The sequence below is a fragment of the Pseudoalteromonas sp. BSi20429 genome (assembly GCF_000238895.1).
Classification (GTDB): Bacteria; Pseudomonadota; Gammaproteobacteria; order Enterobacterales; family Alteromonadaceae; genus Pseudoalteromonas; species Pseudoalteromonas arctica.
The window spans coordinates 1-12,688 of sequence record NZ_BADV01000013.1 but is presented as its reverse complement, the minus strand read 5'-3'; the positions used below and the strand labels follow the sequence as shown (position 1 = coordinate 12,688).

General features: G+C 38.9%; 12 protein-coding genes and 1 pseudogene. 5 read left to right on the top strand and 8 right to left on the bottom strand.

Going from position 1 to position 12,688, the window contains the following annotated elements; all coding sequences use genetic code 11:
- Positions 1–35: 35 nt before the first annotated feature.
- Positions 36–1,133 (bottom strand): chorismate synthase, encoded by a 1,098-nt coding sequence (gene aroC, locus P20429_RS16695; protein ID WP_002962170.1) that lies wholly within the window; start codon positions 1,131–1,133, stop codon positions 36–38.
- Between the two features lie 64 nt (positions 1,134–1,197).
- Entirely contained in the window at positions 1,198–2,133 is a 936-nt protein-coding gene (gene prmB, locus P20429_RS16700; RefSeq protein WP_007580615.1) for a 50S ribosomal protein L3 N(5)-glutamine methyltransferase, read from the bottom strand.
- 152 nt (positions 2,134–2,285) lie between these two features.
- Between prmB and smrB the strand changes: the two genes are divergently transcribed.
- Both smrB and P20429_RS16710 read left to right on the top strand, forming a co-directional pair.
- Complete coding sequence (gene smrB / locus P20429_RS16705) at positions 2,286–2,843, top strand: endonuclease SmrB (RefSeq protein WP_007377742.1); 558 nt, start codon at positions 2,286–2,288, stop codon at positions 2,841–2,843.
- A 27-nt stretch (positions 2,844–2,870) separates the two neighbouring features.
- Positions 2,871–3,800: an AEC family transporter gene (locus P20429_RS16710; RefSeq protein WP_007580614.1), complete on the top strand. Its 930-nt coding sequence runs from the start codon at positions 2,871–2,873 to the stop codon at positions 3,798–3,800.
- 1 nt (position 3,801) lies between these two features.
- On the opposite strand, the gene P20429_RS16715 is transcribed toward P20429_RS16710, so the two are convergent.
- From P20429_RS16715 to sixA, 3 genes are read right to left on the bottom strand one after another with little or no spacing between them, the layout of a single operon-like run.
- Entirely contained in the window at positions 3,802–4,539 is a 738-nt protein-coding gene (locus P20429_RS16715) for an SDR family oxidoreductase (RefSeq protein ID WP_007580612.1), read from the bottom strand.
- An 8-nt stretch (positions 4,540–4,547) separates the two neighbouring features.
- Complete coding sequence (locus P20429_RS16720) at positions 4,548–4,901, bottom strand: RidA family protein (RefSeq protein ID WP_007580610.1); 354 nt, start codon at positions 4,899–4,901, stop codon at positions 4,548–4,550.
- Between the two features lie 24 nt (positions 4,902–4,925).
- Positions 4,926–5,396: a phosphohistidine phosphatase SixA gene (gene sixA / locus P20429_RS16725; protein ID WP_007580608.1), complete on the bottom strand. Its 471-nt coding sequence runs from the start codon at positions 5,394–5,396 to the stop codon at positions 4,926–4,928.
- 192 nt (positions 5,397–5,588) lie between these two features.
- Between sixA and P20429_RS19135 the strand changes: the two are divergent.
- Positions 5,589–8,313: pseudogene (locus tag P20429_RS19135) on the top strand (insulinase family protein).
- 54 nt (positions 8,314–8,367) lie between these two features.
- Complete coding sequence (locus P20429_RS16730; RefSeq protein ID WP_007580604.1) at positions 8,368–10,620, top strand: EAL domain-containing protein; 2,253 nt, start codon at positions 8,368–8,370, stop codon at positions 10,618–10,620.
- On the opposite strand, the gene P20429_RS16735 is transcribed toward P20429_RS16730, so the two are convergent.
- Positions 10,617–10,811 carry a hypothetical protein gene (locus tag P20429_RS16735; protein WP_007580601.1) on the bottom strand — a complete coding sequence of 65 codons (195 nt, stop codon included), beginning with the start codon at positions 10,809–10,811 and terminating at the stop codon, positions 10,617–10,619. The two genes, P20429_RS16730 and P20429_RS16735, sit on opposite strands and share 4 nt — an antisense overlap.
- Before the next feature lie 142 nt (positions 10,812–10,953).
- On the bottom strand, positions 10,954–11,526 hold the full coding sequence (gene yeiP / locus P20429_RS16740) for an elongation factor P-like protein YeiP (protein WP_007580599.1): 573 nt from the start codon (positions 11,524–11,526) through the stop codon (positions 10,954–10,956).
- Between the two features lie 194 nt (positions 11,527–11,720).
- Here yeiP and P20429_RS16745 point away from each other — a divergent pair, with 194 nt between their 5' ends.
- The gene (locus P20429_RS16745) at positions 11,721–12,107 is read left to right on the top strand and encodes an MmcQ/YjbR family DNA-binding protein (RefSeq protein WP_007580596.1); all 387 of its coding nucleotides are present in this window, start codon (positions 11,721–11,723) and stop codon (positions 12,105–12,107) included.
- 36 nt (positions 12,108–12,143) lie between these two features.
- Here the strand turns inward: P20429_RS16745 and P20429_RS16750 are convergent, their stop codons facing one another.
- Positions 12,144–12,653 carry a GNAT family N-acetyltransferase gene (locus tag P20429_RS16750; RefSeq protein WP_007580595.1) on the bottom strand — a complete coding sequence of 170 codons (510 nt, stop codon included), beginning with the start codon at positions 12,651–12,653 and terminating at the stop codon, positions 12,144–12,146.
- Positions 12,654–12,688 lie beyond the last annotated feature (35 nt).

The window sequence follows — 12,688 nt, the reverse complement described above, 5'->3', positions numbered from 1 at the left end:
CGCGGTAATCCGCGTTTTTTTATAATTATAAATACTTACACAGAGCCATTAATTGGCCCGTGCTGATGATTTACATGCGGATTTTGTCCGCGTTGGCGCAGTAAATGATCCATTAATGTAATAGCCATCATTGCCTCAGCAATCGGGATTGCACGAATGCCCACACACGGATCGTGACGACCTTTAGTGATCATCTCTACCGCTTCGTTGCTTGTATTAATGCTGTTACCTGGGATGGTAATACTCGACGTTGGTTTTAGCGCAATAGAAGCAATAATGTCTTGCCCTGTCGAAATACCGGCAAGTACGCCACCCGCATGGTTTGATGTAAAACCTTCAGGGGTTAACTCGTCGCGATGCTCAGAGCCTTTTTGCTCAACTACATCAAAGCCATCACCAATTTCCACGCCTTTAACTGCATTAATACTCATTAATGAGTGTGCAAGTTCAGCGTCAAGGCGGTCAAATACTGGCTCACCAAGACCTACTGGTACGTTGCTTGCCACTACTTTTACTTTAGCGCCAACTGAGTCACCTTGCTTTTTAAGGTCACGCATATATTCGTCAAGCGCTTCAAGCTTACTTGCATCAGGGAAGAAGAATAAGTTATTTTCAACTTCGTCCCAGTCAAACGTTTCCGCCTTGATAGGGCCAAGCTGACTTAAACATGCTTTAACTTCAATACCATGAAATTGCTTTAAGTATTTTTTAGCAATAGCACCTGCCGCTACGCGTATTGCGGTTTCGCGTGCAGATGAACGACCGCCACCGCGATAGTCGCGCAAGCCGTACTTATGCCAATACGTGTAATCTCCATGACCTGGGCGAAATACATCTTTAATTTTGCCGTAATCTTGCGAACGTTGATCGGTGTTTTCAATTAATAAACCAATGCTAGTACCTGTGGTTTTACCTTCAAAAACGCCTGCTAATATTTTTATTTGATCGCTTTCACGGCGCTGCGTTGTATAACGGCTTTGACCTGGTTTTCGGCGATCTAAATCAATTTGTAAGTCGGCCTCTGTGATTTCAAGACCTGCGGGAGTACCATCAACAACGCCGCCTAATGCAACGCCGTGGCTCTCACCAAAGGTGGACACTTTAAATAACTGTCCAATGCTATTACCTGCCATTAACTTTCCTCATTCCTAATGACTACCAATAGCCAAGCACACGGCTTGGCTATTCATTTTTTACTTATTTTGCAAAATACTCATCTAGCTGCTTTTTGCTAATTACAAATACACCTAAGCCGCCTTGTTCAAATTCAATCCATTCAAACGGCGCGCCCGGATACAGTGCATCCATATGTACCATAGAGTTACCAACTTCTACAAATAACAAACCGTTATCAGTTAGGTGTTCACTCGCTTCACTTAAAATAGTACGGGTTACATCTAAACCATCGTGGCCTGATGCAAGCCCAAGCTCTGGTTCATGATGAAATTCACGTGGTAGGTCAGCCATATCTTCTGCATCAACATACGGTGGGTTTGCAACTATTAGGTCGTATTTTTGACCTGGTACACCGCTAAATACATCAGACTGAATGGGTAACACACGATCACTTAACATGTAATCGTTAATGTTAATATCTGTCACTTCAAGCGCTTCATACGATATATCTACCGCATCAACTTGTGCTTCCTCAAAAGCTTGAGCAAGTGCAATTGCGATACAACCCGACCCCGTACATAAATCTAATATGCGGTTAACCGATTGTGGCTCTTCAAGCCAGGGTGTAAAGCGGTTGCTGATAAGCTCAGCAAACGGTGAGCGAGGTATAAGTACACGTTCATCCACATAAAATGGCATACCCGCAAACCATGCAATGTTTGTTAAGTAAGGTACTGGTGTGCAGTCGTTAATACGTTCTGCAATAAGACCCGCAAGTCGGTTTTTTTCTGTGCTTGTTAAACGCGCGTGCATTAATTCTTTTGGCGCATCAACAGGCAAGCTAAGCGCAGGCAGTAATAAGCTTACAGCTTCATCCCATGCGTTATCTGTACCGTGTCCAAAAAATATACTACTACTTGCAAATTGGCTTGTAGTCCAACGTAACCAGTCATGTAAAGTTGACAGTTCTGCAACGGCTTCTTCGAGTGTTGCTTCTTCTATTTGTAAATCGCTCATATATTTTTACCTGTATTAGCTTACTGACTGTTTTGAGTCTTTAAGACGATTGCATTGCCTATCTGCGCTGGGCAAATTACAATTGCCCCTCATTTAAGTATTGTACCGCCTTTTGCGCTGCGTTTTTACGTTTTTTTGTTTAGGTAATAGTTATGAAAAAAGACACTCCATCACATTCGTCCCTAAGCAATGACGACATAAGCTTATTTCGTCAAACGATCACAGGCGCCAAAGTATTTAAACAAGATACTCATCGTTTTGATACAAAGCCTAAGGTGTCACAAGCTAAGCAATTTGCCCAGCAAAAAAAGCAGGCTCAATCTGAATTTTTCTTCTCAGACGTTTATATTCCCGATATAGACACCCACGGCACGGTTAAATATGTAAAACCAGGCCAAGATACTTTCCTAGCTAAACAGCTTCGCCGTGGTGACTTTGCACCCGATTTGACGCTAGATTTACATGGCTTAAATAAAGAACTTGCTAAAGACGAACTCGCTGGACTCATTCACGAATGTAAAAAGCAGCATTACTATTGTGCGTGTGTAGTGCACGGTATTGGCGGCGGCGTACTAAAGCATAAAGTGCCTCAGTACTTAGTACAGCATCCTGACGTAATAGCGATGCATCAAGCCCCTCTCGAATATGGTGGTAGAGGCGCTGTACTCATACTAATTAATTTACCGCAAAGTGATGAATTTAGACGCTAACTTTAGCTATTACTAGGATGTAACTACGTGCATATTTTTTCGATTATTTTTCCACTCATTTTTATTGTTGCGTTTGGTTATAGCTGTTGCCGATTAAAATTTTTCGAAAAGCAGCATATTGCAGGCTTAAGTAAATTTACTTTTTATATTAGTTTGCCTGCTTTTTTATTGTTAAATATGTCGCAAATTAACTTACAGCAAAGCATTAGTCTTTTTGCATTTTTGAGTTTTTACATACCGGTTCTGAGTGTATTTGGGGTGGGTATTTTAATTGACCGCTTTTATTTAAATAAAAAGTATTTAAAAAATTACCAACAACACGGCGTCTTTGGACTTGCTTCTAGCTATTCAAATATGGTGTTAGTGGGTATTCCTATTGTTATTGCATCGCTTGGCAAAGAGATGATAGCCATTGCGTTTATGATCATTACTTTTCATAGCACATTGTTATTTGCACTTACTTTTTTAATAGGCGCTAAAGGCAGTAGCGATAAATTTTCGTGGTCGCACTTTGGAAAAAGTATGGTGTTAAATCCAATAGTACTGAGTATTGGATGCGGGCTTATATTAAACATTTTAGGAGTAACACTATTCACCGACTTAGCAAATAGTTTGGATCTATTAGCTAAACCAGCAATTGCCTGTGCGCTATTTGTACTTGGTGCTAATTTAGCTTTTTATAAAATAGCAGCAAATTGGCAACCCGCGTTAATAGCATCAATTTTAAAAATATTTTTATTGCCTGCGTTAGTTTTATTGGTAGGCACCTATGTATTTAAGCTAGACACGCAAATACTTAATGTATTGGTACTTTTAAGTGCGTCCCCTGTTGGCGTAAATGCTTATCTTATTGCGAGTCAAATAAAGCAGCATGAAGCTACTCTTGCTGGGGCTGTCGTACTTTCTACTATCTTAAGTGTTATTAGCTTTACGTTTTGGCTAGCTTTATTACTTTAGCTTACAAACCGCCGGCTACATCAACAAAACTACCCGTTGTAAAAGAAGCGTGCTCCGAAGCTAAAAAGTAAATTGCTGCAGCAACTTCCTCGGGTGTACCGCCTCTGCCAAGGGGTAATTTACTTTTAAGACGATCGACTCGATTTTTTTCGCCGCCATCACTATGCATATCAGTGTAAATAAGCCCAGGTCTAACAGAGTTAACACGAATACCTTTACTTGCCACCTCTTTTGCCAAGCCAATAGTAAATGTGTCCATTGCACCTTTAGATGCTGCATAATCAATGTACTCATTAGGAGAGCCCGTTTTAGCGGCCCCCGATGAAACATTAACAATACTACCGCCATTTCCCATTCGCTTTATTGCCTCACGACTACATAAAAAAGCACTGGTAATATTTGTAGTCAAAACTTCGTTTATGCGCTCAGCACTCATTTCTAACAAAGGCATTTGTGGTTTTAAAATACCGGCGTTATTTATTAGTACATCAAGTTGACCTAACTCTTTATCAATAAAGTCAAATAACGCCAAAACATCTGCCTCTTTCGACACATCTGCTTTTATAACTTGAGCCCTAACGCCAGAGCTTCTGACTTGATCGGCTACTAGCTTCGCACTAGCTAAATCTGCTTTATAATTAATGCAAACATTATAACCGTGCTTTGCAAAATATAATGCGGTAGCTGCGCCAATACCTCGACTAGAACCTGTGATGAGTACAACGGGGGAGCAAGTCATTAAAGCTATTATTCTTTTAAAGCTGCAACGACTGAAACTTCAACAAGCAGTGCATCACGTGCCATTTTAGCTTCTACGCAGGCACGTGCTGGTGCACAACCCTCGGTTACCCACGCATCCCATACTGCATTCATATCAGCAAAGTATTCCATGCTCTTTACATAAATAGTCGCGCTAAGCATATGTTCTTTTGAACTTCCCGCTTCATCAAGCAATGCCTCTACTTTATCAAGCATAGTTTGAGTTTGTTCTTTGATATCTTTTTGCGCGTCGGCGCATACCTGCCCACATAAATACACAGTGCCGTTATGTTTTACAATGCGGCTCATGCGCGCACCTGTTTGTAAACGTTCTATTGTCATTTTACTTTACTCAATTATTTATATTTAAACGTTTTCTGGGGCATTTATACTTAAATAACTACTACGCTGGGTTTGCTCATCGTAACTAATAACAGCAACAGCACCCGTATTAAAAATGGGCATATTGCCAGGGCTTAATTGGTCCACTAAGTAACTTACAATAGGCATGTGTGCCACTATAAGCCATGTATTACATTGGGGGTGAGTAGCAATAAGTGTTTCGATGTAGTCAGCAGCAATTTGAGGTTTGCCTTCGGGAATTATATCAGACGTGGTTTCGCTAAATTTAAATACGTTATTTTTAGCCACACCTGCAGCTGTTTGCTGTGCTCGAATGTAAGGACTAACTAACAGTGCATCAGGGTAATGTGCTTTACTGAGCCAAAGGCCCATTTTTTCAGCTTCATCATGCCCTGCTTGGGTTAAATTTCTACCTGCATCATCAGCCTGCATGGGTGTTGCTTCGCCGTGGCGCATTATTAGGATTGTTTTCATAAAAAATCAACCGATTAAAGAATATAAAACAGTAGCCAGTTTGCCCGTTTGTCAGCTATATTAACAATATAAATCTATTTATTTCTAAAATAGTTCTTTCATGAGATTCAGGTAAATCTTTAAGCTGTACTTCGCTTTCCTGAAGCCATCATCTGTTGTTAACAAGTAAACGTTTAGTTTCAGGAGCATCATTTGAATATCAGCCGCAATGATAACAGAGCATACCGCGCCTTTACACTGGACAATGGTCTAAAAGTACTATTAGTGCAAGATAAAGATTCTACAAAAGCGGCAGCATCAATGGCAGTTAACGCCGGACATTTTGACGACCCTCTTGATAGGCAAGGCCTAGCACACTTTTTAGAGCACATGCTTTTTTTAGGCACTGACCAGTATCCAGATTCAGGTAGTTTTAATAATTTTGTTTCGCAAGCTGGCGGCAACACCAATGCGTGGACCGGCACTGAGCATACCTGTTACTTTTTTGATATTAACAATCAAGAATTTGAACAAGCACTTACCCAATTTAGCCGCTTTTTTATTGCGCCTCTTTTAAATTCAGCCGAAACAGAAAAAGAACGTAACGCAATTGAAGCCGAGTTTAAACTAAAAATAAAAGACGACGGTCGCCGTATTTATCAAGCCCATAAAGAAACGGTAAACCCAGCTCATCCATTTGCTAAATTTTCTGTAGGAAACCTACAAACCTTAGCTGACAGAGAGCGCTGTATTAGTGATGAGCTTCGTGACTTTTTTAATAGCCAGTACCAAGCTCAGTGGATGACTTTAGTTATTTGCGCAAACGAAACACTAGATACACTACAAAGCTGGACTCAAACTTACTTTGGCGCAATTAACGGCAACAAAAACCTTAAAAAGCCAGAGATCAGTGAGCCACTTTATCGCAAACAAGACATAGGAAAAATACTCCATATTGAGCCACATAAGCATATGCAAAAACTTATTATAAGTTTTGCTATGCCTAATATTGACGACTTTTATCGCCATAAAACAGTAAGTTTTATTGCCCACTTACTTGGCTATGAAGGCGCGGGTTCTCTTTATTCTATTTTAAAAGAACAAGGCTGGATCAATGCACTTTCTGCTGGCGGTGGTATTAATGGCAGCAACTTCAAAGATTTTAATATTAGCTTAGCGCTTACCGATGAGGGTATTGAATACTTCGAAGACATTATTGAAATGGTGTTTGAATACATTTGCTTAATTAACGATAACACCGAAAAATTGCCACGCTTATACCAAGATAAAAAAAATCTATTACAAATAGCATTCGATAACCAAGAAAAGTCACGCCTGATTGATTGGGTCAGTAATTTAAGCATTAATATGCAGCATTACGATGAAGCAAATTACGTGCAAGGCGACTATTTAATGGAAGGCTTTAAAAAAGCGACCCACGAAATGGCCATGCAGTGGTTAACGCCACATAATATGCGCATCGTACTTATACATCCAGATGTAGAGCCTGAACATAAAACGGCATGGTACAACACACCATATAAAGTAGAACATATTTCACCTAGTTGGCTTGATGCCCTTAGCGAGATAAATAAGCCGTTGAGCGAAATGCTGCTACCTACAGCTAATCCTTATTTAACAAAAGAAGTGGTGTTATTTGATGTCGTAAAACCACAAACAAAACCCGAGTTATTAGTAAAAGAACCCGGTTTTGACTTTTGGTTTAAACAAGACAACACATTTCGTGTTGCTAAAGGCCATTTTTATTTGGCCATGGATTCTGATTTTGCCGTAAAAGATGTAAAACATATGGCACTCACCCGCTTATTTACAGATTTATTTATGGATAGTGTGGGCGAGCAATTTTTATCCTGCAGAACTTGCGGGACTTAGCTACCACTTAACCTCGCATCAAGGTGGATTAACTCTACATACCGCGGGGCTTTCATCTAGCCAGTTAGAGCTTGTTGATCAATTAATAGATGCTTTATTTAATGTAGAGATCTGTGCAAAACGCTTTGCTGAATATAAAAAACAGCTTGTAAGGCATTGGCGCAATAGCAACCAAAACAAACCAGTCAGTGAGTTATTTAGCATTTTAGGCGCAAAAATAATGCCTTGGAACCCACAACCTGGGGAGCTTGCATCGGCATTAAAAAACACCTGTTTTCAGCAATTTAATGAGTTCAGAACAGACTTTTTTAAAGCACTACATGTTGAATCATTTTTACATGGTAACTGGCAGCAAAGTGATGCAATAGCCTTTCAAAAAAAAGTCGCAAATCACTTAAAAAACGCAACCATAATTGAAGATTTAAGACGCCCTCTTTTTGAAATTAAAAAAGTAACTCGCTACGAGCTAGAGCTTCCTTGTAACGACCATGCAATGGTTATTTACTATCAAGCGCAAACGGATTGCGTGGCCGAAAAAGTAAAAATGATGGCGTTAAATCATTTAATTAATCAAGATTACTTTAATGAATTACGAACTACACAGCAACTTGGCTACTTAGTAGGCGCAGGTTATGCACCATTTAATACGCGTGCTGGTATAGCATTTTATGTGCAGTCACCTAAGTTTGATGCAAAAACTTTATTGCATCGACATAACCGTTTTATTAAAAACTACCTTGATAACATTGATGCACTTGATGAAAACGATTGGCAACAGCAAAAACACGGCCTTAGTACTCATATTGCAGAAAAAGATAAAAACCTGCGCCTACGCTCACAACGGTTATGGCTTGCTATTGGTAACAGAGATCATGAATTTCATATGCAACAACGACTTTTAGATGCCTTAAATGCGCTAACCCTAAAAGAACTAAAAGTTTATGCACTAAGCCTATTTGATGATAATAGACCAAGATATGAGCTTTTAAGCTCGGCAAAAGTCAATAAATCTCAAAATATGCCCGTTTACTCTCAATCTCTTTGACACTAGGTTTAGCTTGTTTTAAATTATCATTTGTAAATTAGAAGTAATAAAAAAATGATAAAAATAATAATAAAACTAAGCATGCTTGTAGTACTTGCTTACTCATTTGAGCTTTTTGCCTTTGAGTCATCATTTAATTACAACTCCGACAATATACTTATACTAGCAAGCGCCATTATAGCGCTTGCTTTGCCCTACCTGTTATTTGTAATCCACAAACTTAGACGCTCACGCCGCCAACTCCGCCTTTCGGAAAAACGCCTTAAAAGCACTGTAGAAGGTAGCGGCGATACACTTTGGGACTGGAACATAAAAACAGGCGAAGTTATTCGTATTAACGATAAGTACTTAATGGATTCGACTACCTTAATGGGGTTTCCGCCAAACAAAGGCCTTATTCACCCTCACGATATTAATAACGTTGAGCACTTGTTAAAAGTACACTTTGCAGAGCAATCTGCTTTTTTTGAAGCCACCTACCGAATCAAAGATACATTTGGTCGTTGGCATTGGGTACTCGATCGCGGAAAAATAATTGAAAAAGACGCCAACTTATCACCCCTTAGAATGACAGGTACTGTTCGCGATATATCACAGTTAAAATCAACGGAAGAGCGCTTAAACCTTTTTGCTAAATGTGTTGAATCACTCACTGACGCCTTAGCAATTTACGATAAAAACTTTAAACTGGTTGATATAAACCCGAGTTTTTTAACCTTGTTTGGTGGCGTACGCGAGCAATACTTAGGAAAAGATTTCAACCTATCTGGGTATGAGCCAAGCTACACAAACAGAATTATTGAAATAGTAAAAGAGCGCGAACATATCCAACAAGAAGTGAAGCTTCGTAATAGTGAGCGTGTTTTATTGCCTATAGAAATATCGATAGATGAAATTAAAAACGATCAAAATCAAATAACTAATTATGTCGTTGTTTATTCAGATTTAACAGAGCGTAAAAAAGCCGAATCGCAGTTACATAACTTATCGAATCGAGATCGCACAACTAGTCTGCCTAACCGAAATTTATTTTTTACTGATTTGCAAAAGCTAGTAAAGCTCAACTCGCATCACGCCTTGCTTGTATTCGATTTAGATAACTTTAAAAAAATAAATGACTCGTTAGGGCATCAACTAGGTGACAGCTTATTAGCTAAACTAGCAATGCGCTTAAATAAACTAACCCGCGAAAATGATGTATTTTATCGTTTAGGCGGCGATGAGTTTGCTCTTGTAATGTCTGACACTAACGACATACATGTAATTACACGTATGGCAAAACAGTTTTTAGCAGCCATTGCTACACCATTTAAAATGGCTGGCCACGAACTGGCAATCACCTCAAGTGTAGGCATTGTATTATTTCCAGAAGACGGTAATACGCCTGAACTGCTTTTAAAAAATGCAGATACCGCGATGTATCATGCTAAAAAGAAAGGTAACAGCTACTTATTTTTTAACGACACGATGAACCGTCAAGCCGTTAAACGACTGCAAATTGAAAACCTCATGCGCTTTGGTTTAAAAGAAGACCATTTTGAAGTGTACTACCAACCAAAAATGAATATTCGAACAGGCAAGCTAACCGGAATGGAAGCATTAGTGCGCTTTATTACACCCAAAAAAGGCATTATTAGTCCGGGAGTTTTTATACCTATAGCCGAGGAAACTGGCCAAATAATTGAAATTGGTGAAGTGGTATTAAACAAAGCCTGCAGAGACGTAAAAGAATGGCTAGATAGCGGTTTATTTAGCGGCCGAGTAGCTGTCAACTTATCAGCAAAGCAATTTAGCCTCCCCGATTTAACTTCTCGTATTGACGTTATTTTGCAAAAAAACGAATTACCTTCTTACTTTTTAGAGCTTGAAATAACAGAAGGTACTGTAATGGACGACCCTAAAGAAGCCATTGCAATTATGCGTTCGTTAAGTGCCCGAGGTATTCATTTAGCAATGGATGATTTTGGTACTGGTTATTCATCATTAGCGTATTTAAAGCAATTTCCGCTTAATACACTTAAAGTAGATAAAGCATTTATAGATGACATGACCAACGAACGTGGGCGTAATATGGTCGACTCAATAGTCACTATTGCGCATAACCTTGATTTGCATGTAGTTGCTGAAGGTGTAGAACAAGCTCATCAAATTGATATACTTAAAAAGCTTAATTGCGAAACAGTACAAGGTTATTACTATTCTAAGCCACTATCAAAAAGTGAATTTACTGAATTTTTAAAGCAGCAACAAACTAAAGCAGCCCCAAGCTTAATTAGAAAAAATAAAAATGTGGCGTCGATAAATTAAGGGCGCCATATACACGCATTTATACCTACATTTCTTACTAAAGCACGGCGATAATGTAGATTAAATAAGCACCAGGCCACAGGCCCAAGTAAACCGCCTAAAATAAGCCATCGCTTAATTGGCATACCTTTTTTAATGGCTTCTAAATACATTAAAGCTATAAATGCACTGCTTAGTAAAACTATAAACAAAATTACCCTTTAAAGTTGCTCAAAAATACGGCACTTATTCTAACGCTAACGTGATTAAATTTAAAGCAACAAATCCCCCGCGCGCACAAAAAAGCCGAAGCTGTTAAACACAGATTCGGCTTTTAAAATTATAATTTACAAGTTACTTTTCAGCACGACCCATAAATTTGTGTTCAACAGTATTAATACGGATACGGTCACCTGTTGAAATATGCTCTGGCACAGAAATATTTAAGCCAGTAGACATACGTGCAGGTTTTGAACGAGCACTCGCAGATGCACCTTTGATAGATGGGTCTGTTTCTTCAACAACAAGTTCAACACTTGACGGTAAATCAAGCCCTACTGGCGCGCCATCAATAACAATTACGTGTACGCCTTGTGTTTCTTCATTAACAAATAAAATTTCTTCGCTAATAGCATCTTTACTTAAGTTATAAGGCGTGTAATCTTCATTATCCATGAACACATACTCGTCACCATCAATGTACGATAGCATTACTTCACGGCGTGTTAAATCAGCCAGCGTTAGCATGTCACTGTCTTTGAATGTTTCGTCAACTTTACCACCGGTTACCACATCGTATAAACGCATACGGTATAAACTACCACCAGCACGACCTTGCGGCACAGAGCGCACAATATCTTTTACAACTAAAACGCGGCCATTGAAGTCAATAGCAGTACCTTTTTTAACATCACTCGCCTTTGGCATGTGTGAATTCCTATTATTTTTTTGATTGCCAGAAACATACCACGAACTGGATTTTGTTCAACTAAAATTACGTTGGTTTTACGCTACATGTTGTATTAGCTTGTAAAATTTTAATTTATACTAAAATACATATAATCAAATGTGAAAAAAACTGCTATGGTAGCTTTACCGAGTATGACTTCAAGGAATGGATCATGGACCAGAAAAAAGTACATGAGTATTTAGTTAAAAAACCACTTGTTCAGGTTACAAAACCATTTGCGCAAGAGGTTGATGTATATAAAGTGAATCATAAAATGTTTGCGACTCTTGCTATTGGCAATGACGGTCAAACTAATGATGATGGTGAGGTTATTTGGTGGCTTAACTTAAAGTGCGATCCTGATGAAGCAATATCATTGCGTGATATTTTCCCGGCAGTGATCCCTGGTTACCATATGAATAAACGCTTATGGAACACAGTAATTTTAGACGGCACAATTCCACAAGGTGAAATTGAGAGAATGATTGATAACTCATTTAATTTAGTCGTAGAAAACATGCCAGAAAAAGACCGAAAAGCTATTTCACTTCACTTGTAAACACTTTTTGGGCTAGGCTACTAGCCCATTAAAACCCTACACCTTAAGCGTATAAATTAAATCGTCATATAACTTTTCGCCTATTGTATGCACTTTAAAAAGTGTATCGGTATGGGTTAAACCGCACTTACCAAGCACCTTTTCAGAACCAATATTGCCACGCGTTACGACTGCTTTAAACTGCCTAATACCACATTCTTTCCAAGCCCAGTCAATCACAGCTCTTAGGGATTCTGTCGCGTAGCCTTTATTAAAATACTCTGGCAATAATAAGTAACCAAGCTCTGCGGTTTCTCCGTCATAGGCAAAACCTGTAACACCCACAGGTTGTTTTGTTTGATTATTAATAATGAGTAAACACAGGGGATGACGTGATTTAGCATTCCACTTAGGCAAGCGTATCTCAAAGCGGTTTCTTACCAGTGACTCCATTGGCATATCAAAACAATACTTGAGGACTTGAGGATCGCGATGAAGCGCAAGAAAAAGAGGCCAATCAGATTCTTCCATTTGGTATATGCTCAATCTTTGTGTAAATAATGTCATTAAGCTCCTCATTTATTTATAAAAACTATAAAAAA

Bases quoted from the DNA above. Each gene is read 5' to 3' on its own strand.
- P20429_RS16730 (WP_007580604.1), top strand. From the start codon at position 8,368: ATGATAAAAATAATAATAAAACTAAGCATGCTTGTAGTACTTGCTTAC.
- P20429_RS16750 (WP_007580595.1), bottom strand. From the start codon at position 12,653: ATGACATTATTTACACAAAGATTGAGCATATACCAAATGGAAGAATCT.
- yeiP (WP_007580599.1), bottom strand. From the start codon at position 11,526: ATGCCAAAGGCGAGTGATGTTAAAAAAGGTACTGCTATTGACTTCAAT.
- smrB (WP_007377742.1), top strand. From the start codon at position 2,286: ATGAAAAAAGACACTCCATCACATTCGTCCCTAAGCAATGACGACATA.
- sixA (WP_007580608.1), bottom strand. From the start codon at position 5,396: ATGAAAACAATCCTAATAATGCGCCACGGCGAAGCAACACCCATGCAG.
- aroC (WP_002962170.1), bottom strand. From the start codon at position 1,133: ATGGCAGGTAATAGCATTGGACAGTTATTTAAAGTGTCCACCTTTGGT.
- P20429_RS16720 (WP_007580610.1), bottom strand. From the start codon at position 4,901: ATGACAATAGAACGTTTACAAACAGGTGCGCGCATGAGCCGCATTGTA.
- prmB (WP_007580615.1), bottom strand. From the start codon at position 2,133: ATGAGCGATTTACAAATAGAAGAAGCAACACTCGAAGAAGCCGTTGCA.
- P20429_RS16745 (WP_007580596.1), top strand. From the start codon at position 11,721: ATGGACCAGAAAAAAGTACATGAGTATTTAGTTAAAAAACCACTTGTT.
- P20429_RS16715 (WP_007580612.1), bottom strand. From the start codon at position 4,539: ATGACTTGCTCCCCCGTTGTACTCATCACAGGTTCTAGTCGAGGTATT.